This is a genomic window from Priestia veravalensis (genome assembly GCF_001457055.1).
Lineage (GTDB): Bacteria > Bacillota > Bacilli > Bacillales > Bacillaceae_H > Priestia > Priestia flexa.
The window spans coordinates 1-24,336 of the sequence record NZ_KQ758632.1; the positions used below are offsets into that span (position 1 = coordinate 1).

At 37.6% G+C, this 24,336-nt stretch carries 27 protein-coding genes and 1 pseudogene; 18 read left to right on the forward strand and 10 right to left on the reverse strand.

All coding sequences use genetic code 11. The annotated features are described in order from the left end of the window. Both AS180_RS04595 and AS180_RS04600 read right to left on the reverse strand, forming a co-directional pair. Positions 1-199, reverse strand: a 199-nt coding sequence (locus AS180_RS04595; protein ID WP_139109152.1) for a hypothetical protein, incomplete at its 3' end; no start/stop codon positions are given. Positions 200-324: 125 nt separating this feature from the next. Then, positions 325-846, reverse strand: a complete 522-nt coding sequence (locus tag AS180_RS04600) for a cupin domain-containing protein (RefSeq protein WP_025910947.1) — start codon at positions 844-846, stop codon at positions 325-327. Positions 847-1,271: 425 nt separating this feature from the next. Here AS180_RS04600 and AS180_RS04605 point away from each other — a divergent pair, with 425 nt between their 5' ends. Continuing rightward, on the forward strand, positions 1,272-2,519 hold the full coding sequence (locus AS180_RS04605) for an MFS transporter (RefSeq protein WP_025910948.1): 1,248 nt from the start codon (positions 1,272-1,274) through the stop codon (positions 2,517-2,519). 18 nt (positions 2,520-2,537) lie between these two features. Here the strand turns inward: AS180_RS04605 and AS180_RS04610 are convergent, their stop codons facing one another. Together AS180_RS04610 and AS180_RS04615 are read right to left on the reverse strand one after the other, a co-directional pair. Further along, complete coding sequence (locus AS180_RS04610) at positions 2,538-2,861, reverse strand: DUF3889 domain-containing protein (RefSeq protein ID WP_025910949.1); 324 nt, start codon at positions 2,859-2,861, stop codon at positions 2,538-2,540. Positions 2,862-3,380: 519 nt separating this feature from the next. Further along, positions 3,381-4,481, reverse strand: a complete 1,101-nt coding sequence (locus AS180_RS04615; protein WP_025910950.1) for a GerAB/ArcD/ProY family transporter — start codon at positions 4,479-4,481, stop codon at positions 3,381-3,383. A 418-nt stretch (positions 4,482-4,899) separates the two neighbouring features. Here AS180_RS04615 and AS180_RS04625 point away from each other — a divergent pair, with 418 nt between their 5' ends. Continuing rightward, complete coding sequence (locus AS180_RS04625; RefSeq protein ID WP_025910952.1) at positions 4,900-5,082, forward strand: CsbD family protein; 183 nt, start codon at positions 4,900-4,902, stop codon at positions 5,080-5,082. Between the two features lie 253 nt (positions 5,083-5,335). Here AS180_RS04625 and AS180_RS04630 read toward each other — a convergent pair whose 3' ends face one another. Continuing rightward, on the reverse strand, positions 5,336-5,878 hold the full coding sequence (locus AS180_RS04630; RefSeq protein ID WP_025910953.1) for a recombinase family protein: 543 nt from the start codon (positions 5,876-5,878) through the stop codon (positions 5,336-5,338). A gap of 168 nt (positions 5,879-6,046) precedes the next feature. On the opposite strand from AS180_RS04630, the gene AS180_RS04635 reads away from it, so the two are divergent. Then, complete coding sequence (locus tag AS180_RS04635; RefSeq protein ID WP_025910955.1) at positions 6,047-6,514, forward strand: STAS domain-containing protein; 468 nt, start codon at positions 6,047-6,049, stop codon at positions 6,512-6,514. Positions 6,515-6,688: 174 nt separating this feature from the next. Next, entirely contained in the window at positions 6,689-6,850 is a 162-nt protein-coding gene (locus AS180_RS22235; RefSeq protein ID WP_156413431.1) for a hypothetical protein, read from the forward strand. A gap of 76 nt (positions 6,851-6,926) precedes the next feature. On the opposite strand, the gene AS180_RS04640 is transcribed toward AS180_RS22235, so the two are convergent. Then, positions 6,927-7,478 carry an HPP family protein gene (locus AS180_RS04640; RefSeq protein WP_025910958.1) on the reverse strand — a complete coding sequence of 184 codons (552 nt, stop codon included), beginning with the start codon at positions 7,476-7,478 and terminating at the stop codon, positions 6,927-6,929. Positions 7,479-7,769: 291 nt separating this feature from the next. Here AS180_RS04640 and AS180_RS04645 point away from each other — a divergent pair, with 291 nt between their 5' ends. The 4 genes and pseudogenes from AS180_RS04645 (at position 7,770) to AS180_RS04655 (ending at position 11,466) form a co-directional block, all read left to right on the forward strand. Next, the gene (locus AS180_RS04645; protein WP_025910959.1) at positions 7,770-9,818 is read left to right on the forward strand and encodes a glycosyltransferase family 39 protein; all 2,049 of its coding nucleotides are present in this window, start codon (positions 7,770-7,772) and stop codon (positions 9,816-9,818) included. Between the two features lie 92 nt (positions 9,819-9,910). Continuing rightward, a pseudogene (locus AS180_RS22240) lies at positions 9,911-10,048 on the forward strand (IS5/IS1182 family transposase); the annotation flags it as partial. 257 nt (positions 10,049-10,305) lie between these two features. Then, entirely contained in the window at positions 10,306-10,770 is a 465-nt protein-coding gene (locus tag AS180_RS04650; protein ID WP_025910961.1) for a hypothetical protein, read from the forward strand. Positions 10,771-10,893: 123 nt separating this feature from the next. Beyond that, on the forward strand, positions 10,894-11,466 hold the full coding sequence (locus AS180_RS04655) for a hypothetical protein (RefSeq protein WP_025910963.1): 573 nt from the start codon (positions 10,894-10,896) through the stop codon (positions 11,464-11,466). Between the two features lie 64 nt (positions 11,467-11,530). Here the strand turns inward: AS180_RS04655 and AS180_RS04660 are convergent, their stop codons facing one another. Then, complete coding sequence (locus AS180_RS04660) at positions 11,531-12,214, reverse strand: CPBP family intramembrane glutamic endopeptidase (protein ID WP_025910965.1); 684 nt, start codon at positions 12,212-12,214, stop codon at positions 11,531-11,533. Positions 12,215-12,357: 143 nt separating this feature from the next. On the opposite strand from AS180_RS04660, the gene AS180_RS04665 reads away from it, so the two are divergent. Continuing rightward, the gene (locus AS180_RS04665) at positions 12,358-13,326 is read left to right on the forward strand and encodes a GH25 family lysozyme (protein WP_062686497.1); all 969 of its coding nucleotides are present in this window, start codon (positions 12,358-12,360) and stop codon (positions 13,324-13,326) included. On the opposite strand, the gene AS180_RS22245 is transcribed toward AS180_RS04665, so the two are convergent. The 3 genes from AS180_RS22245 to lexA form a co-directional block, all read right to left on the reverse strand. Continuing rightward, complete coding sequence (locus AS180_RS22245) at positions 13,288-13,467, reverse strand: hypothetical protein (protein ID WP_139109153.1); 180 nt, start codon at positions 13,465-13,467, stop codon at positions 13,288-13,290. The genes AS180_RS04665 and AS180_RS22245 overlap by 39 nt on opposite strands. Before the next feature lie 96 nt (positions 13,468-13,563). Beyond that, on the reverse strand, positions 13,564-15,021 hold the full coding sequence (locus tag AS180_RS04670) for a magnesium transporter CorA family protein (RefSeq protein ID WP_025908268.1): 1,458 nt from the start codon (positions 15,019-15,021) through the stop codon (positions 13,564-13,566). Between the two features lie 106 nt (positions 15,022-15,127). Continuing rightward, positions 15,128-15,748, reverse strand: a complete 621-nt coding sequence (gene lexA / locus AS180_RS04675) for a transcriptional repressor LexA (protein ID WP_025908269.1) — start codon at positions 15,746-15,748, stop codon at positions 15,128-15,130. Positions 15,749-15,892: 144 nt separating this feature from the next. Here lexA and yneA point away from each other — a divergent pair, with 144 nt between their 5' ends. The 9 genes from yneA (at position 15,893) to AS180_RS04720 (ending at position 24,336) form a co-directional block, all read left to right on the forward strand. Beyond that, entirely contained in the window at positions 15,893-16,228 is a 336-nt protein-coding gene (gene yneA / locus AS180_RS04680) for a cell division suppressor protein YneA (protein WP_025908270.1), read from the forward strand. 75 nt (positions 16,229-16,303) lie between these two features. After that, on the forward strand, positions 16,304-16,975 hold the full coding sequence (locus AS180_RS04685) for a YneB family resolvase-like protein (RefSeq protein WP_025908271.1): 672 nt from the start codon (positions 16,304-16,306) through the stop codon (positions 16,973-16,975). 61 nt (positions 16,976-17,036) lie between these two features. Then, a complete protein-coding gene (locus AS180_RS04690) occupies positions 17,037-17,267 on the forward strand; it encodes a DUF896 domain-containing protein (protein ID WP_025908272.1) in 231 nt (76 codons plus the stop codon). 180 nt (positions 17,268-17,447) lie between these two features. Continuing rightward, positions 17,448-19,454 carry a transketolase gene (gene tkt, locus AS180_RS04695; RefSeq protein ID WP_025908273.1) on the forward strand — a complete coding sequence of 669 codons (2,007 nt, stop codon included), beginning with the start codon at positions 17,448-17,450 and terminating at the stop codon, positions 19,452-19,454. Between the two features lie 99 nt (positions 19,455-19,553). Then, positions 19,554-19,817, forward strand: coding sequence for a hypothetical protein (locus AS180_RS04700; RefSeq protein ID WP_156413443.1), 264 nt, complete (start codon positions 19,554-19,556; stop codon positions 19,815-19,817). Positions 19,818-19,842: 25 nt separating this feature from the next. After that, complete coding sequence (sirA, locus tag AS180_RS04705; RefSeq protein ID WP_025908275.1) at positions 19,843-20,283, forward strand: sporulation inhibitor of replication protein SirA; 441 nt, start codon at positions 19,843-19,845, stop codon at positions 20,281-20,283. A 90-nt stretch (positions 20,284-20,373) separates the two neighbouring features. Next, entirely contained in the window at positions 20,374-20,586 is a 213-nt protein-coding gene (locus AS180_RS04710) for a YneF family protein (protein ID WP_025908276.1), read from the forward strand. Between the two features lie 233 nt (positions 20,587-20,819). Next, positions 20,820-22,586, forward strand: a complete 1,767-nt coding sequence (locus AS180_RS04715; RefSeq protein ID WP_062686498.1) for an ABC transporter transmembrane domain-containing protein — start codon at positions 20,820-20,822, stop codon at positions 22,584-22,586. After that, positions 22,576-24,336 carry an ABC transporter ATP-binding protein gene (locus AS180_RS04720; RefSeq protein WP_374699985.1) on the forward strand — a complete coding sequence of 587 codons (1,761 nt, stop codon included), beginning with the start codon at positions 22,576-22,578 and terminating at the stop codon, positions 24,334-24,336. The genes AS180_RS04715 and AS180_RS04720 overlap by 11 nt, the downstream gene beginning before the upstream one ends.

Consider the following 24,336-nt stretch of genomic DNA (forward strand, 5'->3'; position numbering starts at 1 on the left):
GGGACATAACAAAATGATTGCTTCTAAGAGACGAACAATAGCTGTTCCAATCTTTTTGGTTTGTCTGAACACGTTCGTTCCATTGCGCTACGGCCACTCGCTTTCCGCGGGGAGGAACCTGAGCTTCCTCGCTGCGCTGCGGGATCTCCGTTTTCCCTCTCTTTCCCGCAGGAGTCGAGTGCCCTACGCTCCATTCCACCCTGTTTCCAACATTGTTTTCACAATCAACCAAAAAACCTGAACGATTAAAAGTGAGAAACTCTCAATCGTTCAGGTTTATCATTGGCTGAATTACTTATGTCCCAGCCTCTTTTAACTAAACATTTATTCCGACTCTGCTTCCATTGCATCTTGTTTCGTTTGATGAACAGTTCCGAACGGATGATTTGGCGGGGCATAAATAGAATAGAGCTTTAGAGGTGTGTCTCCTGTATTCGTTAAGTTATGCCATGTTCCTGCAGGTACGATAATGGCAAAATCATCTGAAACGTCGGTTTGAAACGTTAAGTTATCTTTTCGACTGCCCATTTTGACAGACCCTTGCCCTTGTTCAACGCGTAAAAACTGGTCTACGTCTGGATGTATTTCTAAACCAATATCTTCTCCTGGTGCAAGACTCATTAGCGTTACTTGAAAATGCTTTCCGGTCCATAAAGCCGTGCGAAACGTTTCATTTTGCTTAGTCGCTTCTTTGATGTTTACAACAAGTGGATTTGGACCGTAATCTCTGATTTCTCTCGTTTGATGGTTTCGGCTGCTTGCTGCAGGTGCAGAGTAATAAGGTGGATGAAACTGCTGATACATTTGATGATACCACTGATGGTAATAAGGTGAATTTGGATACATTATTTTTCCTCCTCTAACTAGGTGTTTTCCCTGTTCATCATATGCAGATAATGCCAAAAAGGGAGGAGGTGGGCTGAAAATGGGCGCTAAAAAGTTTGTGTTTCAACTCATTTTTGTAGAGTATATGGAATTCTTTCAGTAGTTAGCAATTGCACAAAGCCATTGTAGTAAGGAAGCAATTCCTCTGCTGTTTTAAAATCAACCCATTGAACTTCTAAAATATTTTCTTCACTAGGAATTTGTTTCGGCGCTTTTATAATACTTCCTCGAAATGCAATGAAAAAGACAATGAAATTAGAATATTATGTAAAAACAGGCGCTGATTATGATAAAATAAGAGCAATCAGAATGAGCGGGAGGAAGTCCGATGTAAACAATCTCTTACACTTATAAGCTAAAAACTAAATAAGATGTGAGGGATTTCTATGTCAACATTTCATAACGAACAATCATTTCGTTTTCTTTGGATTGGACAAATGCTAGCGAATTTAGGTGATGTGTTATATATTGTGAGCTTAACAGCAGTAGTATATCACATGACTAAATCAGTTACCTTCATGTCCTTGATTCCATTTGTTATTACGATGACAGCGTTAGTAAGCGGTATCGTGGCGCCTTTAATGATCGAAAAGTATCAGTTGAAAGCAATTCTATCTTACTCTCAGGTTGGGAAAACGATTTTTTTGCTAGTGCTTTGTCTTATGGCACTGCATATAAGCATAGACCGTTTATGGCTAGTCTATATAGTGATTGGATGCATTTCTTTTTTAGATGGAGCGGCATCACCGGCGCGCAATGCGCTTGTTCCAAGCCTAATCGATGACGAGCATCTTGTAAAAGCAAACAGCTTTTTAGCTATGATTGATCAAATAACAAGACTTGTCGCCTGGCCTGCTGGAAGCATACTAATGATATGGTGGGGCCAAGTTAATATGCTATGGCTCACTTTTTTGCTGTTTACTACTTCATCTATTTTTATGTGTTTGATTAAAGTGGAACCCATAGAAAAGAGCGCAGAAGCATCACCTAAGCTAGGCGTGATTAAGGAAGGGTGGCAAATTATTTGGAATTCAAAGCAGCTCCGGATAATCAACGTGATGACAGTGTTAGAAACTGTGGCTGGAGGAGTTTGGATTGCGGCCATTATACTTGTATTTGTCGAAGAGGCTCTGGATCAAACACAAGCGTGGTGGGGAATTATTAATGCAGCTTTCTTTGCAGGAATGTTATTAAGCGGAGCGCTTGTATATCGCTATTCTAAAGTAATGGAGAAGAATTTAGGTCAAGCGATGATGTGGTCATCATTCTTCCTAATGGTTCTTACTCTTTGGTTTGGAACGACTTCTATAGCATGGTTAGCCGCTATGATTTCACTATTGTACGGGTTACCACAAATGGCGAGAGATGTTGCAGAAGTGACCATTATTCAAAGAAATGCCAAAAAAGAGTTGCTGGCTAAAGTGTATTCAGCAAGAGATACACTAATATACGGGTCTTTTGGAATTTCTTCATTGCTCTTTGGGTATATAACAGATTATTTCGGTGTTCGCATAACGTTTACAACTGCAGCAGGTTTCTGTTTGCTTTCCTTTCTTATTGCAATTCTGAATAGAACCAACCTTGTCCGGATATCAGGCGTTAATAATAGAAATAGAACAAACCAAGCTGGCTAAATTTGCCACTTGGTTTTTTTATTCTTCTTTAAAACTTATCTTTGAGACAGCTTCTGACGATGTGTTAAATTCAATTGAAACAATTACCGTGAATTTTTGGTTGTTTTCATTTAACCAAAGCTTAAAGGTTTCTTTTGACATATTACCTTGCTGTTCTCTTTTTACATGCAAATAGTCATAAATAGCGGCTTTCGGGTACTTTTCTTTTGTTTTTTGCATCGCAAGCTTTCCCCACTTTGCGTAAGCTGGTTCTCTGGATTCTACTGCATGAGCGGGAGAAAACCAAGCAAGGTTAGTGAACGAAATAAAAGTGAGTGTTAAGCATAAAAGTAACTTTTTCAATGAAATCACCCTTCCTAATTTAAATTGAAATAAATTACGTTTCTATAGCATTATTTTTTAATATCTATGGCTTGTTGGCTGTTTGCAAAAAGCACAGTATTAAAAAGAAAAGACCGTTTAACATTGTGCTAGCTATCGTTAGTTTGTGAAAGTTGTTGAAAATTATGTTGAAATTCTAAAAAGCGAATACATACATAAAAGATAATGGCCTCTGTAGTGAGAATTGTTACACCTCAGTACTTCTGAATGGCTTTTGGTTTATTTAACCTCCTGATTATAAACCAACCAACCAACCGGGTTCTGATATTTGAGAAGAACGCTCCAAAATTTTATTCATGATGCTCTTTGTCGGAGCATTCGAGAGGGTTCGGCTGGTAGTTATTTTTAGAGGTGATAGAAGAAATGCTATAAGGAATAATAACAATTTATCTTTGCTCATTTCAAAAATATCTGATGTAAACATTAGAGAGAGGACAAATCGCATCCTCATACCTGTGTTCTAGGTAGTCATACGTGTGATTATTTGCTACGTTGACGTCTTTTACGAAATAATCCAACTATGAAAAGAAGCAGTGGATATATCAATCCAAAAATTAAGCTATAGGAAAGCCATGTCTCACTGTCCCATACTTTTTGATAACTGATGCTTGGATAGACGGTAATGGATAAAACGATAACCATAATGGCAAATGGAAGAGTAAAAGCCTTATACTCTTTTAATCCAAAAATTTGTGCAAAGCTTGAAACGGTACCGTAAAAGTAAATAGATAATTTAAAGTACAAAGAAATAAACCACATGATCGCAATTAAGATTTCAATTCCTTGCAAAAATGTCCCTATATTAATTCGCATCGCTAGTTCATAACTAGGGTAGGAAGTACTTGCAGAGACAAAGGGACCTAAAACTAAGGTGCTTAATAAAATAAGGATACACATGATGAATCCTCCTATAATGCCACCTTTTAAAAACGAAGATTTTGCTTTTTTGAATCGATTTATATGTGCAGGAAATAGCATAAGTAAAGCAGGAAAAGTAAGATAGCTAATGTTAACAAAAGTAAATGTAGAGCTGACGAGTGATTTTAGGTTTATATCCGTTATGGGCTGAAGATTTTTAAAATCGCTTTGTGGTGCAATAAAGCAGATTAACGCAATGAAGGGTATGACAAACCATGGAAACAAAATTTGAGCCGATCTCGCTAAATTTTCTACTCCCGATCGAACACCAATCGCTACAACAAGCATAAATGCGATATTAATTAATAAAATAGGGGTTTCGTCAATAACCTGTGTGGCTAAGAAGCTCCCTAAGTAGTATAGAACTTCACCACAAAATAAAAATACAGAAAGAAAAAAAAGAAGAGATACAGCCTTTCCAATCCACTTTCCAAGAAGATATTCATTTAATTCAATTAGCGTTTTATTTGGAGAAAGGTTCCCAATTGCAACGTACAACTGTACTAAAATAACCCCAATCATAATACCTAAAAAAGCTGAAATCCATGCGTCTTGTTTTGCATCAGCAGCTATGGCTGATGGTACAACAAGAATAGCGCTCCCTACACAGTGTAGCGTGACTAATATTCTAAACTGAGTAGAGGATATCTTATTTTTCTTCATAGTCGTTTCACCTATTTTTACCTTAAAATCTGAACTAGAATATCAGTAAGAGGTCTTAAAAGGAACGCAATCCCATTTAAAGGGTTAGGGACGTCCTGCAATATACCTCTAGCAATAACCATGCTAAAGCTAATTGAAAGCAAAAAAATAAGCACTTTGAATTCTTTGTGCATTTTTGCTTTTAGTAAACGAGGAGCGTCAATCTTTAGAATAAATATAGAAGCTAAGATTATGCAGATAATAGGAATCATTTTTACTTCATGCACTCCTGTTATGTTGGTTATTTATAGTTATTACCTTAGTGAACGGTTTTTATCAGTTTAGTTAAAAAATGCTTGTTTTAAAATTAGAAATTAGTTTCATCATGAGATGCGTCGGGTATACAAAATATAACAAATCAAATATAGGAGGGGTTTCAATGAGTAATCAAAACCAAGGATTGGGAGATAAAGTAAAAGGTGCTGTTAACAAGGCAAAAGGTGAAGTGAAGGATCAAGTAGGTAACGCTATAAATAATAAAAACCTTCAAGCAAGCGGTAAAAAAGATAAAGCAAAAGGAAAGGTACAAGAAGGCGTAGGGAAGTTTAAAGACGGTCAATAAGCTAATAAAAAAGCAGGCTTTGTATTGGACAAGCCCGCTTTTTTAATTAAACAAAGTATTATGAAATTAAAGTAAGTGGATTTTATGAAGTGATGAATGCTACTATTACATTATTGGTACGAACAATACCACCATACCCCTTTGACTTAAAGTCAAAAAATCCCTAGTTATCCCCTTGATAACTAAGGCCTTACTGGTCAATTTTAGTTTGATGTAGATGGAAAAAGCGCTGCTTGCGAGCAGCGTTTTTTCGTTATCCTTCTAAATATCGATATAGCGTAGATTTGCTAATTCCCGTTTTTTCTTTAATACCCGCTAATGTGTAGTTTTTGCTTTGGTACATTTCAATTGCTTTTTTTACATTTTCATCCGGTTTTCGTGGACGCCCAGTCGAAATTCCTTTTTTCTTCGCGCGTGAGACCCCTTGCTTTGTTCGCTCACTAATAACATTGCTTTGGAAGTCTAAAAGATGTTTTACCGTATGTATAAATACCTTTCCAGTAGATGAGCTCGTATCAATGTCTTCATCAAGAAACTGAACGTATGCTCCTTTTTCTTGAATTGCTTCAAGCAGTTCCAAAAGATGTCTGGTAGAGTCAGCTAGCGTGAAGAAACGTTTAACAACTAGCTGATCATTTGCTAAAAGACTATCAATTAAGTTTGCTAACTGAACTCGTTTTTTTGCAGAGCCATGTTCTTCTTTTATAATGGTATCGCATGGGATTTTTTGTAGAGATAGTTCTTGATTCTTACAGTTTATATCTCCTTCGTAAGGCCTCATGTATCCAATAATCATCTCACTGCTCCCTTGCTAATTAATGCATGTCTTTTATCATACCACAAAGAAAATTATAAACAAAAAGTATCAAAAAGATTCCATTTTGGGAAAAAAGAGTGGTAGACTACTTTTTGTTGAAGACGAATTCGGCTTGCGAGTAGCGAGTCAAAATAAAAGGTGCAGGATTTGGTAGATAAAATTAAGCAAGAATGGTTTTCGAACACCCGTGCTGACGTACTAGCAGGAATCGTAGTTGCTTTAGCACTAATTCCAGAAGCCATTGCATTTTCAATTATTGCAGGCGTAATTTTAAGTGCAGTATTATTCGTAGCAAAAATCTCAAAGATTAAGCTTTATCAAAAGGTGGAAGGTTCCAACTTACTTGTTAACGTAGAAGGTCCTTTGTTTTTTGCTTCAGTTGAAAGCTTCGTAAATGCTTTTGACTTTACAGCTGATGCTAAATCTGTCGTTATTAACTTTTCCAATGCCAAGGTTTGGGACGATTCAGCTGTAGATGCTATTGATAAGGTTGTGATGAAATATCATGAATATAGAACGAATGTCACGATAAAAGGGTTAGATTCGACCAGTAAAAGGTTGGTAGATAAGCTCGCGGTTTATCATCGCTCAAATGCTAAACCATCAGCTCACTGAGGTTAAAACTTTATCATTGGAGATAGGCTAATAATTATAGTCTTGATCTTGTTTGGATTAAAAAGAGACTGAGACATAAGTAGTTCAGTCCTTACTATACCTGAACGATTGAGAGTTTCTCACTTTTAATCGTTCAGGTTTTTGGTTGATTGTGAAAACAATGTTGGAAACAGGGTGGAATGGAGCGTAGGACACTCGACTCCTGCGGGAAAGAGAGGGAAAACGGAGATCCCGCAGCGCAGCGAGGAAGCTCAGGTCCCTCCCCGCGGAAAGCGAGTGGCCGTAGCGCAATGGAACGAACGGGTTGAGACAAATCAAAGAGATGGAAACAGCTAGTGTTCGTCTTTTAGAAGCCATCATTTTGTTATGTCCCAAACTCTTTTTTTTTAGTTCGGTTTATAAAGTAACAAAGCTAAAACCAATGTGTCGGATACTGCCTTGCACGAAAGGCGTTATTATAGATGGTTGAAATAAACACGACTACCAAAGCACCGAAAATAATGGGAAGTAGAAAATTCCAAGTTACTTCATTATTAATTGCAACGAGAGCACTAGCTGCTGCTGGCGGGTGCATGGTTTCTGTCAGAGCCATAAGAAATAAGACAAATGCCAATGCAAACACGAGAGAAAAAACGCTTTTACCCAGTAAACTAAGTATAATAATTGCGCATGTTGTAGAAAGAAGGTGTCCGCCAATAACATGTCGAGGTTGTGAAAGTAAGCCTTTGTGAGCACCGAAGACTAAAATGCAGCTTGCCCCAAGAGGAGCTAAAGCCATAGGGTAACTTAGGTGTAAGACGATAAAACTAACGACCAGCATGGCAATTAGTGCACCTGCAGCAGAAACAGTTGAATCTATATAATCAACTTTTCCTTGTTGTCTCATAGTTCCTTTCATTTTCTTAAAATATGAAATAAAAACATTAGTAGATTGGTGAGCGTACTTTGTAAGTTTTTTTTCCACAGTAGTAATTAAAGCTCCTTTCTAAAACAGTTAAGTTAAATATAGAATGTTTTATCTATTTAAATATTCTATAATAAAAACTAGTTTGTTCAAAGGGCTATCAATTTTTCAGACTAATAGAACATTCAAGCTTGTAAGTAATTATTTAAATAAAAGCATCCAAAACTCGAGAAGATGATTTTAATAATAGGCACTTAAATAGATAATCATTCATAAATTTTTCACCGTTCATTTTCAGTTCACATTTCCTTGCTAAACTGTGTAACAAATGATGAACAAAAGGAGAAGTTTATGAAAAAAATCACGCAACGATTGGATTTAGTATTAGTTTTAACCTTGGTAGCTGCACTAGTATTAAATACATATAACATTTGGCAGGACGGGGCTGCGAACCAATATTATTTAGCTGCGGTGAAAAGCATGACTCAGAGCTTTCACAATTTCTTTTACGCTTCATTTGACCCGTCTGGTTTCGTGACGGTGGATAAACCACCTGTTGTGCTATGGATTCAAACTATTTTTGCACTTTTGTTTGGCGTGCACACATGGAGCGTGATCCTACCCCAAGCCCTTGCTGGAGCAGGATCAGTTTACTTACTTTATAAAATGGTTCAACCGACGTTCGAAGATGGAGCAGCTCGAATTGCTGCAATTGTCATGGCGTTAACTCCTATTGCAGCAGCAGTAAGCCGAACGAATAATATTGACAGTCTGTTAGTATTTACACTTCTTTTAGGTACTTGGTATTTAATGAAATCGCTGAAATCAGGAAAGCTCCTTTGGCTTATATTCGCTTTTGGACTAATTGGACTGGGCTTTAATATGAAAATGCTTCAAGCATTTATGGTATTACCAGCTTTTATCGTCATGTACGCTGTTGCTGCACGGAAGTCAGTAAAAAAAAGAATTTTATCACTTATACTGTCTATGTTTGTATTAGCAAGCGTTTCGCTATCGTGGGCTTTGGTAGTAGATTACGCGTCAGAAGATAATCGTCCTTACGTTGGTAGCAGCCAAACGAATTCAGTTTTGGAGTTAGCTTTTGGTTATAACGGTACGGAACGTCTTTTAGGGCAAACAACAGGAAATGCAAGAGCTGGAATGGGCGGATTTGGAGAACAAGGAAGTGTTCAGGCATCAAAGAATATATCAATTTCTGACGACTCAGAAAGTGACGATGCTCAAGGGATACCTCCGTCAATGAACGGAAATAATCAGCCGCCGCAAATGCCTCAAAATCAAGGGGATGGTGGACCTCCAGGAAACAATAATTCAAGAGGGCCACAAGGAAGTGTAGGACCTGGAGGTAGCCAAAGTATGAATATGTTTGGAACAGGTGAAGCAGGTCCACTTCGATTATTTCAGTCGGCTTTATCTGGGCAAATTAGCTGGATGTTGCCTTTTGCATTAATGGGAATTTTAGCGGTAGCACTGACCGCATTTCGTGAGCGAAGAAAGAAAGAATGGCAAGAAGCGATGTTTTGGACTGCATGGCTGGTTCCAGTAGCCGGGTTTTTTAGCGTTGCGGGATTTTTTCATCACTACTATTTAATTATGCTTGCTCCTCCAATTGCCGCTTTGTGCGGGATTGGCTGGAGTGCAATGTATCGCTTATACAAAGAGCGTAACGATTGGAAAAGTTATTTACTACCCGCAGCAGTGGGGGTTACTGTCATCTTTCAAACGTATATTCTAGGCTCTTATACAGAGCAAATTGGAAGCGTATGGATGTATACATTAGGTATTGTAGGTGTAATACTGACAGTTGCTTTTGTTATACTGAAGAGTCACGACATAGCTAGAAAAAGACTGTCAATTATCAGTTTATGTATCCTTTTGATAGCGCCAATGTATTGGTCTGTGACTCCTATCCTTTACGGTGGAAATAGTGTACTCCCCGAATCAGGGCCGCAGCTTAGCAACTCAATGAACAGAGGTGGAATGTTTAGCTCAAACGTGAATAGCGAGCTTCTTTCATACCTTCGCGAAAATAATACGGGAGAAGAGTACTTATTTGCGACGTTCACAACCGTTACGGCCGCACCTTATATTATTGATGCTAATGAAAGCGTCATGGCATTAGGAGGGTTCAACGGTACGGACCCTATTCTAACAACGAGTGAGCTAGAGGGTCTTGTAAAGAAAGGGAAGGTTAAATATTTTTTACTGAGCGGGGATAACTCAGGAAATAGCGAACTTGTTAAATGGATTAAAATTCATGGTGTCGAAATTTCACAAGAACACTATTTAAGTGAAGAAGACCAAGGGAAGAATAATCTTGGTATGGATCGAGGTTTTGGTAGTAGAAACCAAGAGGCGCTTTATAAAATAGAAATATAGAATGAAGTAAAGGTACGAGGTGTCAAATTTTTTATGTCAGTCTTTTTTTATCAGTGGTAACACTGATAAAAAAAGACTGGAGTTGATGAAACATGATGGGTGCACTTAAAAATCATCGAGATGAACAAGTGATGGTTTCTGTAGAAGATTTAGTTCCTGCCAATCACTTTTTGCGTACAATTGAAGCGACAATTGATTTTAGCTTTATTGAAGAAAAGCTTCTTCCTTTCAGGAGCTGAAAGAAATAGGGCAATGTGAAAAAGACGGAGTGCAGCGCGCAGACCTCTTTATTTTAATCCTTCCAGGAGGAAAGGGAAGTCATATTGGGCAATTGCGTTTGAAAAGAAGGTCTATTTGTACAGTGAAAACAGCGGGTTAAATGATCTTCAAAACACAAGTGCTTTTTATCACCTAGACAGAGTTGACAAGTTTATGGGAACGCTTGAAGAGTTTTTTCACTATTTAATGAAATGTGAGGTGGCAACCCATGTCTGAAATTACATTTTTAGCATCATATAAGCCATTTATTATTCCTGATGAAATCGAAGAATACAACAAAAAAACAAACTTTGAAGGAATAGAGGACTTAATATATTTAGCTGTTTTTGATTTAAAAGATACGGGCTGGTATGAAGAAGTAGGCGGATTGTTTACACTGCCGTACTTATATGAAATCCGTGGTGCGGACAACCGTTTATTTTTACTGTACCTTGAAAAGTATATGGAAGAAGGAGATGTATTAGAGCTATGGCACCTTCCTAATCAGCATGCTTCTTCAGAATATGAAAGGCGTCTACTGTCTGCTGCTGAACCAATCAAGATCAATGTGGGTAGCTTGACTTATGAAAATCAAAAAGGGGTGTATCACTTGAATGAAAAAAAGTGGGTTGAAGAACTAAGTCACCGTAATTTTCTTACACCGTATGGGATTACAACAATTGTGAAGTATTAAATTATCAAAAAGTATGTTTTAAACAATCAAATGTCACTAAACAACTCTTTATCTTCAATATCCCCACATAAAAACAAAAAAAGAGGGCATAGATAAGTGTACGTTCTATAGAGGGGGATTTTCATGAGTAAGGAACAGTATTGGCAAACGATTCATAAAACCCAAGATAAATTAAATCGTTTATTTTATGATTATTGGAAGCAGTATTCAGACTTTGGAAACTGGCAGTTTTGGACTGTTTTAGCATTAGCAGTATTACCGCTTGTGTTACTTTGCTTTACAGTAGATAGAAAGCGCATATTTGAGCTCTTTTTCTTTGGGTACACGGTGCATATCCTATGGACTTATATTGATATTGCGCTTGGGGGTAGTAACCATCTTATACATACGTATTTTCTAATTCCGATATTACCAAACGCATCTAACATCACCGCTTCTGTACTTCCAGTTGGCTTTTTACTTCTCTATCAATATTGTACAAACCATAATAAAAACTTTTATATTTATACCATTGTACTAAGCGCGCTCTTTGCTTTTGGTTTAGCACCGTTAGAGAAAAGTGTAGGGTTAATTGAAGTGCGTAAGAGTATGAATTTATTCTACGTGTTTTTAATTGACTTAGGTGTTGTTTACTTTGCTTATTGGCTTACAAAATGGCTGTTAAAGATCCAAAACAAAGAGCAAGCTATAGATTAAATAAAAAAGAATGTTGAGTACTCAACATTCTTTTTTATTTAAGAGGTACAAGTTTTACCAACTTTTAAGCCAAAGCTGCCAGCGTAATCGCAATTCCGTTAAAAACGCCGTGGATAATCATTCCAGGTACCACAGAACCTGTTTTTTCATAAACCCAGCATAGAATACCGCCAGATATAAAATTAACTAGCAATGTATTGTAGGTTGGCAAATGAGCCAGCGTAAACAATACCGAACTGATAAGAGTAGCAGGGAGCACGCCCCATCTTCGAAACCAGCGATATAAAAAACCTCGATAAAAAATTTCTTCATAAACAGGAGAGACAATGCTAGCTGATATAAAACCAATCATGAAATTCATAACGGTTAAACGTGATTGAAGGCTTTCAGTTTTTTTGTTACTTGTACCAATACCCAGCAGCTCCATTGCTAGAACGGCCATGATACTTATAATAATTAATAGAAGAGTTAGCCAAACAATACTTATCCAAGCTCTTGGAGGGAACGCTTTTAGGCCTACTTCTTTCCAAGAAAGGTGGTTGGGCTTTAAGGCTACTACGTAAACGCCTAATGTGAAAAGGATGGCCATCAGCAATCCTGTTAATGTACCAGCATATAAATCATTTTGTAAAATAGCGTTCAGCTTTTTTTTGAAAAGGTATTCAATTAAAACAGGTATAACAATAAACACAAGACCTAACAATAGCGTTAGTTCTCTCCGACTCCATATACGCTTATTCCAATTCATTTCTTCAACTCCTAAATAATGGATGACTTTATGTATATTAGCTGTATATGGAAAATATCCTTTTTTAATTTTGGGTGAGGTTATTGCTTTGCATGGATGTTTTTTTCTGCTAGGGTAATACAAAAGCACAGGAGTGTGATGATATGCAAAATCGTAGTATATATAATCCATTAATTATTGATGTATCTCATCATCAAGGGGAAATTGATTGGGAACGAGTGGCTCGAGCAGGAGTGCAAGGTGCATATATTAAGTTAACAGAAGGAAAAACATTTACAGATCCAAGGGTATATGAGAATTATGTTGAAGCTAAGCGAGTGGGTTTGCTTGTCGGCTTTTATCACTATGCACACTGTACCAACGACCCTAAACAGGAAGTGGCTTTCTTTTTGCAGCAGCTGCAGTCAATGAAGTTTGATTTTCCCCCATGCTTAGATTTAGAAGTAAATAAAGGGAAAAATGCTGAGTTTGTCTCTAGATTTGGCCGAACGTGGCTAGAAGAAATGGAGAAAAATACTGGTGTACAGCCTTTGTTATATAGCGGGTATCACTTTGCTAAAACATACTTCACAAAGGAGCTTTCCTATTATCCTCTTTGGATTGCTCGCTATAGTAGCAGTAACCGAACGGAAGGATTTGATTGCCCGGGAAACCTATTTACTTGGTCAGAGTGGACCATGTTTCAATTTACCGATCAGGGGAAAGTTGACGGGATTTCAACGTATGTCGATTTAAATGAAATGAACGCTGCTTTTTTTCAGTATGTCAAGGAGTCGAAGCCAAGCTTACTAAGTACCGTAAAAACGTCTTTTCAACAAATGAAAAGTCAATTTGTGAAAAGTTCTAATCCGTCTCTACCTAAAGGCATGTTAAAAAAGGGAGCGAGAGGAGAAGAAGTGTTTGTACTCCAAAAAGCGCTTGCTTCCGTTTACTTTTATCCCAATAAGTTCGCTCCTAATCATGGAATAGACGGAATTTATGGAGCCAATACAGCTAATGCTGTTGCTCGCTTTCAAAAAGTCTATTTGCCAAAAGAAGTGGATGGAATTTACGGACCGAACGTTCGATTAAAATTAGAAGAAGTGATGAAAGGAAAAGAGGCTGGGACATAACAAAATGATTGCTTCTAAAAGACGAACACTAGCTGTTCCCATCTCTTTGGTTCGTCTGAACACGTTCGTTCCATTGCGCTGCGGGATCTCAGTTTTCCCTCTCTTTCCCGCAGGAGTCGAGTGTCCTACGTTCCATTCCACCCTGTTTCCAACATTGTTTTCACAATCAACCAAAAAACCTGAACGATTAAAAGTTATGAACTCTCAATCGTTCAGGTGTAGTAGAGGCTGAACTACTTATGTCTCAGTCTCTTTTTGAAGACGGTCTTTAATTAGTTTATATAAAGCATTTATTCCTAAGCTAATGCTAATTGTAATTCCTGACAAAGCAACGATAAAGGCGATGTACTCAAACAATGAATAATCTTTTATTGCGCTCCAGCTTAGGTTTTTATTCCAGCTTTCAATAACTAAATTCATTCCGTAAATACCGGATAGCACAGTATAGATGGTCAAAATCAACAGTAGATAATTATGACGTTTCCCTGCAATTTTTTCTTGATTTTGATATAAAGTCCCAAGTGTTTCCTTCACTTCTTGGTAGAGTGAATCAATGTGAAAGGTCTTTTTGAAAAGTCTAGAAAATTCTTGTCCTTCCGTTCGAGAACTGATTTCTAAAAACAAGTACTTACCTGAAAAGAGTGTGATAGAGCGGATGAGTCGCTCAATAGCGTTTTGGTCTTTTTTAAATGTAAGCTGCGAATATTGATAAGATAGTTTCAACAGTACAATTTTATAAAAGAAATGTAAAAATAGATTATAGTAGTGCTGACCAAATAGGTGATTCATTAACATTTGATTCGTCTCTTCATCGGCTGAATGTGAAATACAAGAAAAAACGTGGTCTGTTACAACATAGTATGTTTCGGGCGTCCATCGCTTGTAGACGTGTTGATCATTGTATTCATCAATATATTCTTGGTTTCTAGCTGAAATAAATGGTTTACCGCCAGTATCATAGCTGTTCAGTTGTCCAGTTCGAAATAAGGTGCCACTGCTAATAGGCTGTTCATTGTTGACGGTTACGTAACTTAGTACGTACATCCGTTCATCAATAAAATAAGGCAGGCTTCCAAAATGTTTGCTGTGCTGTGTTTCTTGCTCAATGTAAGGTTTTAGAAACGGTGTTAAGTTTGAAAAAATATAATCTTGTACTTTATCATAGGTTTTATTTTTGTATGTAATGGTCGCTCCGTGCTCTTCAGCTAATTTAGGCTCTAATACGCGAAAATGATTCATAAACTCAATGACGTCATCGTACGAATAATGGTTTCCCTTTACTTCGATACGAATCGTCATTACACCGATTTCAAATGGGCATAAAAAAATATCAATAGACAAAACTTCACTTAGAATTGTTGACGCTTTTGTTTCAAATGTAATTTCTTGATTCACCTTTTTTGAAAATCGAATGAGCCCTGTTTCTTTTGGTGATTGAGGAAAGAGAATACATTCGATATAAGGAAGAAAGTATTGATCAAGGCTAGCGTGGGAAACAAAATAGTCTTTGCTATAAAATTTCTTTTCTAAATCTGTATTCTCTAGAGAAAAAAAGTCAAATTCATGCTCATAAAGAGCTGAAACTAAATCTTTTTTCTCTTTTCGGTTAAAAGAAAAAGGAAACAAGAACATGTTTATTGCACGATTCGGTGTAATATCTTGAAAAGGAGAGTTCATTGCTTGCCACTTATCCACTGAGAAATTCCCTCCCTTATGCTTTTCATTATTGCTCTTTAAGTAATATACCTATATTTGACCAAAAAAAAACATAAAAAACCAGCTGGGTTGCAGCTGGTTTTTCTTAATGAATGGAGCGATATACTCCAATGACTTTTCCTAAAATAGTTACATGACGTAAGATAATAGGTGCCATTGTGGAGTTTTCTGGCTGTAAGCGAACGAAATTATCTTCTTTAAAGAAACGTTTGACAGTTGCTTCGTTGTCTTCCGTCATTGCTACAACAATATCGCCGTTATTAGCTGTTTGCTGTTGGCGAACAATGACCATATCTCCATCTAGTATACCGGCTTCAATCATACTTTCTCCCATAATTTCTAACATAAATACTTGCTCATCTGGAGAGGCGTACTTGTCAGGTAACGGAAAGTATTCTTCTACATTTTCAATTGCAGTAATTGGAAAGCCTGCCGTAACTTTACCGATAACAGGAACATTTATAACTGCACTTTGTGGAATGCTTACATCGGCCTCTGCTTGAAGAACTTCAATTGCTCTTGGTTTTGTGGGGTCTCTACGAATTAGACCTTTACTTTCTAAACGAGCTAAGTGCCCGTGAACTGTTGAACTAGATGCTAAACCAACTGCTTCACCAATTTCGCGAACAGATGGGGGATATCCTTTTAATTTCACTTCATGCTTAATGAAATCTAGTATTTCTTGTTGACGTTTTGATAGCTTCATACATTTCACCTCATTTTTAGCTATTCTTTGCTATAAATTATATCATGGCTATATATAATATACAAACATAAGTTCGAAAAAACCCATTGACAGAAACGGATGTTCGCAATAAAATGAGAACATACATTCTGAGGGGGATTTGAAATGAGACCATTAATAGAATCTATTAAACATTATACTACCTTTTTTGTGGTTATCGCCGCACTTACATATGTCTTGACGTTGCTATTAGGAGCAGATAGAGTGGAGTTAGAAAAATATACAACTGTTACTATTGCAAAGGGTGACACTATTTGGGAATTATCCCAAGAATATAGTAAGCATCATAATTTATCACCAAATGAATTTGTAGAATGGGTCCAAAATATGAATGAGCTAACTGTTCCATCTACACAGTCGCTTTCTCCGGGAGATCAGTTATATATTCCGGTATTGAAATCTGATTTAGCAAGTGATCATCAGATTGCTTTTGATAAGTGAACTAGAGCTACGAGTCCTCTACTGAACGATGGTAGGGGTTTTAGTGTTTGGAAATGAAGAAAGGGAGCTAGAAAGATGAAAGCAGTTATCTATTGTCGAGTAAGTACGGATAAAGAAGCCCAAGAGACATCGTTAAAGAGGCAGGAAGAAGAGTTAATGCAACTTGCTACGATGCATAATTTTACAGTTTGTGAAGTTATTTCTGAAAAAGCGAGCGGCTATGAAGTTGACCGAGAAGGAATATTAGAAGTCTTAGAATTATTAAAAGCAGAAGACGTTTCTACCCTGCTTATTCAGGATGAAACACGACTGGGGCGTGGAAATGCAAGGATTGCTTTACTGCACGCGTTAAATAAAGAGAAAGTAGCAATTTACACGATTAGTCATCAGGGACAGCTACAGCTATCAGAAGCTGATTCCATGTTGTTAAACATCATTAGCTTGGTGGAAGAACATCAAAGAAAATTACATAATGCAAAAATTAAACGAGGTATGAAAAGAGCAGTTGCCAATGGGTATCACCCGGAGCATAATTTGAAAAACCAGCATGTAAACTCAGGTAGAGAACGAAAGGAAGTTCCCATAGAAGAAATTGTACAACTACGTAATAATGGCTTAACATTTGCAGAAATTGCTGTCACGCTAAAAGGCTTTGGTTATAAGGTATCAAAAGCAACTGTACACCGTCGCTATCAGGAGTACTGCGACGACCAAGGCGAGCTTCTTGCTAAAAAACAAGAGATTTAGTAAGATGTGTAGTATTGTATTATGGTTTAAACTGTATTAAAAAGCGAGGAGTTCTGACAAAATGTTGTCTAAAGATAAAATGGCACGAATCAATCAACTATCTAAAAAATCAAAGGCGGAAGGTTTAACAGAAGCTGAAGCACAAGAACAGCAAGAGCTTCGTAAAGAATATTTACAAACGTTCCGTCAATCAATGACAAATCATCTTCATACGATTAAAGTTGTTGATGAAAAAGGGAATGACGTAACCCCTAAAAAACTGAAAGATAGCAAAAAGAAGCGTCTACACTAAGGCGATGGTTTGCTGTGGTGCAAAAACTAGGGAAATGAGTTTCTCTAGTTTTTTTGTATATTTTTGCGTTTGGAAACGAAAAATGTAAAAGTACGAAAAAAAACGAATCAAATATTGTACAAAATCGTTAATCATTAGTATGATTACATATATACATAGTTTTGAAAGGAATGAAGAGTTATGACACAACGTATTGAAGATCTTTCAATTGCAACAATTCGTACTTTATCAATTGATGCTATTGAAAAAGCAAATTCAGGTCACCCAGGTATGCCAATGGGAGCAGCTCCAATGGCGTACACGCTATGGACAAAGTTTATGAATATTAACCCATCAAATCCAGATTGGTTTAACCGTGATCGCTTTGTTTTATCAGCAGGACATGGTTCAGCACTTCTATATAGCTTATTACACTTAGCAGGCTATGACCTATCAATTGACGATTTAAAAAACTTCCGTCAATGGGGAAGTAAAACACCAGGTCATCCAGAGTATGGTCACACAGCAGGTGTTGATGCAACAACTGGTCCATTAGGACAAGGAATTGCAATGGCAGTTGGTAAAGCGATGGCTGAGCGTCATTTAGCCGAAACATATAATAAAGAGGGACTTGAAATCGTTGATCACTTTACATACGGTATTTGTGGTGACGGAGACTTAATGGAAGGTGTATCAGCTGAAGCAGCTTCACTAGCAGCGCACTTAAAATTAGGTCGCCTTGTCGTGCTTTATGATTCAAACGACATCTCATTAGACGGAGATTTAGACCGTTCATTCTCTGAAAACGTAGAAGATCGTTTCAAAGCTTACGGATGGCAAGTAATTCGCGTAGAAGATGGAAATGACTTAGCAGAGCTTTCAAGTGCAATCGAAGCAGCTAAAGAAGATCTTTCTCGTCCAACTTTAATTGAAGTAAAAACAACAATTGGTTATGGTTCTCCAAACCATGCGGGAACATCAGGTGTTCACGGTGCGCCACTAGGTGCAGATGAAACAAAATTAACAAAAGAAGCGTATAGCTGGACGTTTGAAGAAGATTTCTATGTGCCAGAAGAAGTTTATGCACACTTTAAAGCAACGATTGCTGATGAAGGTGCAAAGAAAGAAAAAGAATGGAACGACGTTTTTGCTCAGTATAAAGAAAAACATCCTGAGCTAGCAGCTCAATTTGAATTAGCTGTACAAGGTAAACTTCCAGAAGGTTGGGAACAACAATTACCTGTATATGAAACTGGTTCAAGCTTAGCAACTCGTGCTTCATCAGGTGAAGTATTAAACGCAGTAGCACAAGCTGTTCCTCAATTCTTTGGTGGTTCAGCAGACCTTGCTGGTTCAAACAAAACAATGATCAAAGGTGCAGAAGACTTTACTGCAAAAGATTACAGTGGACGCAACATCTGGTTTGGTGTTCGTGAATTTGCAATGGGCGCAGCGCTTAACGGTATGGCTCTTCATGGTGGTGTAAAAGTATTCGGCGGTACGTTCTTCGTATTCTCTGATTACCTACGTCCAGCAATTCGTCTAGCAGCATTAATGAAGCTACCTGTTACGTATGTATTTACGCATGACAGTATTGCAGTTGGTGAAGATGGTCCAACACATGAGCCAATCGAGCAATTACCTTCATTACGCGCAATGCCTGGTCTATCAGTTATTCGTCCAGCAGACGCTAACGAAACGGCTGCAGCATGGCGCTTATCATTAGAGTCTACAGATACGCCAACAGCGCTTGTGTTAACTCGTCAAAACTTACCGACTCTTGAAGGTACGAGTGAAACTGCTTATGAAGGTGTTTCAAAAGGGGCTTACGTTGTATCAAAAGCAGGTAAAGAACAGGCGGATGCACTTCTACTTGCAACTGGTTCTGAAGTAAGCTTAGCAGTAGAAGCACAAAAAGCACTTGAAGCAGAAGGTGTTTCAGTAGCTGTTGTCAGCATGCCATCATGGGATCGCTTCGAGAAGCAGTCAGCTGAGTACAAAGAAAGTGTTATTCCAAAATCAGTGAAGAAGCGCTTAGGTATTGAAATGGCTTCGACATTAGGTTGGGAGCGCTATGTAGGTGACGAAGGTCAAGTTCTTGGCATTAACCATTTCGGTGCTTCTGCTCCTGGTGAAATAATTATGAGGGAATTTGGCTTTACAGTTGATAACGTTGTAGCAAGAGTAAAAAGCATGTTAAATGCATAATTGATAAAAAAGAGGCTGGGACATAAATAATTCAGCCAATGATAAACCTGAACGATTGAGAGTCTCTCACTTTTAATCGTTCAGGTTTTTTGTTTGATTGTGAAAACAATGTTGGAAACAGGGGGGGGAATGGAGCGTAGGACACTCGACTCCTGCGGGAAAGAGAGGGAAAACGGAGATCCCGCAGCGCAATGGAACGAACGTGTTCAGACAAACCAAAAAGATGGGAACGGCTATTGTTCGTCTCTTAGAAGCAATCATTTTGTTATGTCCCAAACTCTTTTTGTTTCGACAAAAAAACAAAAGAATTTTTGCATCAATAGACAACCATTGCAATGTGGACAAGCTATAATAAAAAAATAAAAAGGCGAAAGTAAGGAGGAGAAGTATGAGAACATATGAAGTATATTTAATGGAAGACGAAGTAGCAAAAGCATATTTTCAAAGAGAGAAGCTTGTTTTTCAACTATTTGTGGATTATAAAATGAAGAGAGGCTTAGAAGATCACTATCTTCAAAAGCAGGTTGAATACATTACAAGACCCCTTGCTATTTCATATATTCAGCGCGCGATACTTCAAATATTTTCTCAATACCCTCACTTCTTTATACACAATGATCATTTTGTTTTAGAATACCCACACAAAAAAAGCCGGGCTTCGCTGAAAATAAATAGTCGATGTATAACGATTGAAGGAGATGGAAATGTTGATGCAGAGACCGCTTTCTTTGAAGTGCTGCGAAAGCTTGATGCGTGCTATCTAGCAATTAATTACGGGACAGAAGAGTACGGATGGCTAAGGCCTGTTAAAACAAGAAAATATGTGTAATTATTTAAGGAAATTAGTCTGGAAATATTGTATATTGGCGAATGATTTAGTACACTGTAAGGTAGACAACACGAAGGAGGAAGTTGTAGTATGTGGCCATATATTCTAGTTGGTATTCTAGCATTGCTTGCTGGGGTAGCGCTAGGATTTTTCATTGCTCGTAAATACATGATGAGCTACTTTAAGAAAAATCCACCAATTAATGAACAAATGTTAAAAATGATGATGATGCAAATGGGCATGAAACCATCACAGAAGAAGATTAACCAAATGATGAAAGCGATGAACAGCCAAATTAAATAACGGTTAATTGGACAGACACTCTCAGCTTAAAGGGTGTCTTTTTTGTACACTAAGTATTTGTAAGAGGGAAAGGGATAACGCAAATATCGTTGCGTTATAAAGAGCTTTAACTGCTTACGCGTATATAATATAAGTATGTACTGACGATAGTATGTGATTGTGTTAAAATATGTAAGTGATATAATATTTGAATTGTTAGAAAATATAGAAAAAACAGGGGTGGTGGTGGGGTTATGAATATATTTCGTGATTTGGGATGGTTTTTTAAGCAAGAAAAGAGAGCGTATATCATAGGGATTTTACTTTTGATAGCGGTTGCTTTACTTCAGCTAGTGCCACCTCGTGTTATTGGGTGGGCAGTTGATGCTATTGAAAAAGGAAGTTTATCAAAAGAAAAGCTCCTTCAGATGGTGCTCTTGTTAGGGGCAGCCGCTGTCGGCTCATATGGTATGAGATACATATGGCGAGTTATGATTTTTGGTGCTGCTGTTAAGCTGGCACGACAAATGCGCAATACGTTGTATGAACACTTCACGAAAATGAATCAAACATTTTATCAAAGTAAACGTACGGGTGACCTGATGGCTCACGCAACGAATGATATTCAAGCTATTCAACAAACAGCGGGAATTGGCGTTTTAACATTTGCGGATTCTGTTATTACGGGCAGTGTTGTTTTAATAACAATGGCTGTAACAATCAGCTGGAAGCTAACGCTAATTAGCTTATTACCCATGCCTTTAATGGCCTGGCTAACGAATAAATATGGCACAATGTTACATCAACGGTTTGGAGAAGCACAAGCGGCTTTTTCTTCATTAAACGATAAGGTGCAAGAAAGTATAACGGGTGTAAAAGTTGTAAAAACGTTTGGAAAAGAAACCTCAGAAGTCGATATGTTTACGAGACAATCAGCTGATGTTGTTCAAAAGAATATGAAAGTAGCGAGAATTGATTCTTTATTTGACCCTACGATTTCTTTTATTGTGAGCTGGTCTTTTTTATTTGCTCTTATTTTTGGATCACGAATGGTCGTAAGCAATGAGATCACGTTAGGAGAACTAGTTACATTTACTACGTACCTTGGGTTGTTAGTGTGGCCGATGCTAGCGTTTGGTTGGCTTTTCAATATCGTAGAAAGAGGAAGGGCTTCATATGATCGAGTTTTTGCTCTACTACAAGAAAAAAATGAGATTGTTGAAAGTGAGAAACCTATTACAAAACGCCCTAATGGAGCGATTACGGTACAAATTGACCGCTTTGTGTATCCGGGTACAGATGAAGCAGTTCTTAAAGATATCCACTTTTCCTTACAGGAAGGCCAAACGCTTGGAATTGTAGGAAAAACAGGAGCTGGAAAAACAACTTTACTAAAGCTTCTTATTCGTGAATTCGATTTAACGGTTGGAGATATTTATTTTGATCAACATAGCATTAAATCTTATAGCTTTGATTTTTTATATAATAGTATTGGTTACGTTCCCCAGGATCATTTCTTATTTTCAACGACAGTAGGAGAAAATATTGCCTTTTCAAACCAAAATGCTTCCCATTCGGATATAGAGCGAGTGGCACAATTGGCACATGTTCATGAAGATATCACGTGCTTTACAGATGGATATGAAACCATTGTAGGAGAAAAAGGGGTTTCTTTATCAGGTGGACAAAAACAACGATTGTCGATTGCGCGTGCACTATTACAAGATCCTCAAATGCTTTTTTTAGATGACTCGCTTTCAGCAGTTGATGGGAAAACTGAAGCCCTTATTTTGAAATCTTTAAAGCAGCACCGCCGCAATAAAACAACGGTTATTACTACTCATCGCCTGAGTGCAGTTGCACATGCAGATTTGATTTTGGTCATTAAAGGTGGGCGAATCATTCAGCGGGGAAGGCATGAAGAACTTTTAAAAGAACACGGGTGGTATCAAGAGATGTATACAAGGCAGCAGCTAGAAGAGATTGTGGAAGCTGGAGGCTATGAATATCATGAAAAATAAACAAGTATTAAGGCGGTTAGTAAGATACGCAGTTCCCCATCGCAAATCCTTTGCGCTTGCATTTTGTTTATTGTTGGTGGCCACCACAGCGGATTTATTAGGTCCCATGCTTATTAAAGTGTTTATTGATACGTATTTAACAGAGCGTTACTTTCCTGTAGAGCCGCTCCTTTTATTAGGAGTTGGCTATATAAGTTTGAACATGATCAAGGTCGTTATTCAATACTTTCAGCAGCTCAAGTTTCAGGGAATTGCTTTAAACATTATTCAGCAAATAAGAATTGACGTGTTTTCACATGTACATAAGCTTGGGCTCCGCTACTTTGACCGAACGCCAACGGGTAGTCTAGTTTCACGAATCACAAACGACACGGAAGCAATTAAGGAAATGTTTGTCGAAGTGATTGCGGTATTTATTCAAAATGGTGTCTTTTTAATTGGTATTTTTATAGCCATGTTCATTTTAGATATGAAGTTAGCACTTTATTGCTTAGCGCTTTTACCATTCATTTTCGTATTAATGAAAACATATCAGCATTTTAGTGGGATTTATTATACACAGTTAAGAGAAAAGCTCAGCCAGCTCAATGCAAAGATTCACGAATCGTTACAAGGTATGGGGATTGTTCAGGTATTTAGACAAGAAAAGCGTCTAAGACGTGAATTTGGAGATATTAACGAATCACATTACCAAGCTGGTGTACGTAATTTAAAGTTAGACGGCTTACTTTTAAGGCCAGCAGTTGACGTATTATATGTTCTTGCAATTATTGGCGTACTTAGCTACTTTGGTATATCAGTTTTAGATAGCCCAGTAGAAGTGGGGGTGTTATATGCTTTTGTAAACTATTTGGAGCGCTTTTTTCAGCCAGTTAATGAAATGATGCAGCGCCTTTCAATGTACCAACAAGCCATGGTCGCTTCAAAGCGAGTATTTGAATTAATGAACGAAGGTGAAAAAGCACCGTCTTTTATGAAAGACTCACAAGCTACAATTAAACGAGGTATGATAGAATTTAGAGGAGTTACCTTTTCTTATGATGGAAAGACAAACGTTCTATCAAATATTTCCTTTTTAATAAAAGAAGGTCAAACGGTAGCGTTAGTGGGACATACAGGCAGTGGTAAAAGCTCAATCATTAATCTTCTTCTAGGATTTTATACGCCAAAGCAAGGTGAAATCCTAATTGATGGTCAGCCCCTTCAAACGTATAGTGAAGAAGAAATTAGAAGAAGAATTGGTTTGGTATTACAAGATTCATTTATTTTTGCTGATACGGTTAAAGCAAATATCTCTCTTCATGATCCTTTAATTTTAGAAGAAGATGTACGAGAAGCGCTGAGATTCGTACAGGCAACACCTTTTATTGAAGATTTACCGAAAAGCTATAATGAAGTGCTTGTTGAAAGGGGGGCAACATTGTCAAGCGGCCAGCGTCAACTCTTATCATTTGCTCGCACAATGGTACGTAAACCAAAAATACTAGTTCTAGATGAAGCAACAGCACATATTGATACAGAGACAGAAGATGCTATTCAAGCTGTTTTAGCGAAGATGAAGAGAAATAGGACAACGGTGGCAATCGCTCATCGATTGTCTACTATTCAACATGCAGACGCTATCCTAGTGCTACATAAAGGTGAAATTGTAGAAAGAGGTACTCATGCAGAACTGTTAGAAAAGCAAGGTCTTTATTACAGCATGTATCGACTCCAGAACCATCAAGGAAAGGCTGGTGGAGAGATATAA

Bases quoted from the DNA above. Each gene is read 5' to 3' on its own strand.
- AS180_RS04600 (WP_025910947.1), bottom strand. From the start codon at position 846: ATGTATCCAAATTCACCTTATTACCATCAGTGGTATCATCAAATGTAT.
- AS180_RS04605 (WP_025910948.1), top strand. From the start codon at position 1,272: ATGTCAACATTTCATAACGAACAATCATTTCGTTTTCTTTGGATTGGA.
- AS180_RS04615 (WP_025910950.1), bottom strand. From the start codon at position 4,481: ATGAAGAAAAATAAGATATCCTCTACTCAGTTTAGAATATTAGTCACG.
- AS180_RS04625 (WP_025910952.1), top strand. From the start codon at position 4,900: ATGAGTAATCAAAACCAAGGATTGGGAGATAAAGTAAAAGGTGCTGTT.
- AS180_RS04630 (WP_025910953.1), bottom strand. From the start codon at position 5,878: ATGATTATTGGATACATGAGGCCTTACGAAGGAGATATAAACTGTAAG.
- AS180_RS04645 (WP_025910959.1), top strand. From the start codon at position 7,770: ATGAAAAAAATCACGCAACGATTGGATTTAGTATTAGTTTTAACCTTG.
- AS180_RS04650 (WP_025910961.1), top strand. From the start codon at position 10,306: ATGTCTGAAATTACATTTTTAGCATCATATAAGCCATTTATTATTCCT.
- AS180_RS04655 (WP_025910963.1), top strand. From the start codon at position 10,894: ATGAGTAAGGAACAGTATTGGCAAACGATTCATAAAACCCAAGATAAA.
- AS180_RS04660 (WP_025910965.1), bottom strand. From the start codon at position 12,214: ATGAATTGGAATAAGCGTATATGGAGTCGGAGAGAACTAACGCTATTG.
- AS180_RS04665 (WP_062686497.1), top strand. From the start codon at position 12,358: ATGCAAAATCGTAGTATATATAATCCATTAATTATTGATGTATCTCAT.
- lexA (WP_025908269.1), bottom strand. From the start codon at position 15,748: ATGAAGCTATCAAAACGTCAACAAGAAATACTAGATTTCATTAAGCAT.
- yneA (WP_025908270.1), top strand. From the start codon at position 15,893: ATGAGACCATTAATAGAATCTATTAAACATTATACTACCTTTTTTGTG.
- AS180_RS04685 (WP_025908271.1), top strand. From the start codon at position 16,304: ATGAAAGCAGTTATCTATTGTCGAGTAAGTACGGATAAAGAAGCCCAA.
- AS180_RS04690 (WP_025908272.1), top strand. From the start codon at position 17,037: ATGTTGTCTAAAGATAAAATGGCACGAATCAATCAACTATCTAAAAAA.
- tkt (WP_025908273.1), top strand. From the start codon at position 17,448: ATGACACAACGTATTGAAGATCTTTCAATTGCAACAATTCGTACTTTA.
- sirA (WP_025908275.1), top strand. From the start codon at position 19,843: ATGAGAACATATGAAGTATATTTAATGGAAGACGAAGTAGCAAAAGCA.
- AS180_RS04710 (WP_025908276.1), top strand. From the start codon at position 20,374: ATGTGGCCATATATTCTAGTTGGTATTCTAGCATTGCTTGCTGGGGTA.
- AS180_RS04715 (WP_062686498.1), top strand. From the start codon at position 20,820: ATGAATATATTTCGTGATTTGGGATGGTTTTTTAAGCAAGAAAAGAGA.
- AS180_RS04720 (WP_374699985.1), top strand. From the start codon at position 22,576: ATGAAAAATAAACAAGTATTAAGGCGGTTAGTAAGATACGCAGTTCCC.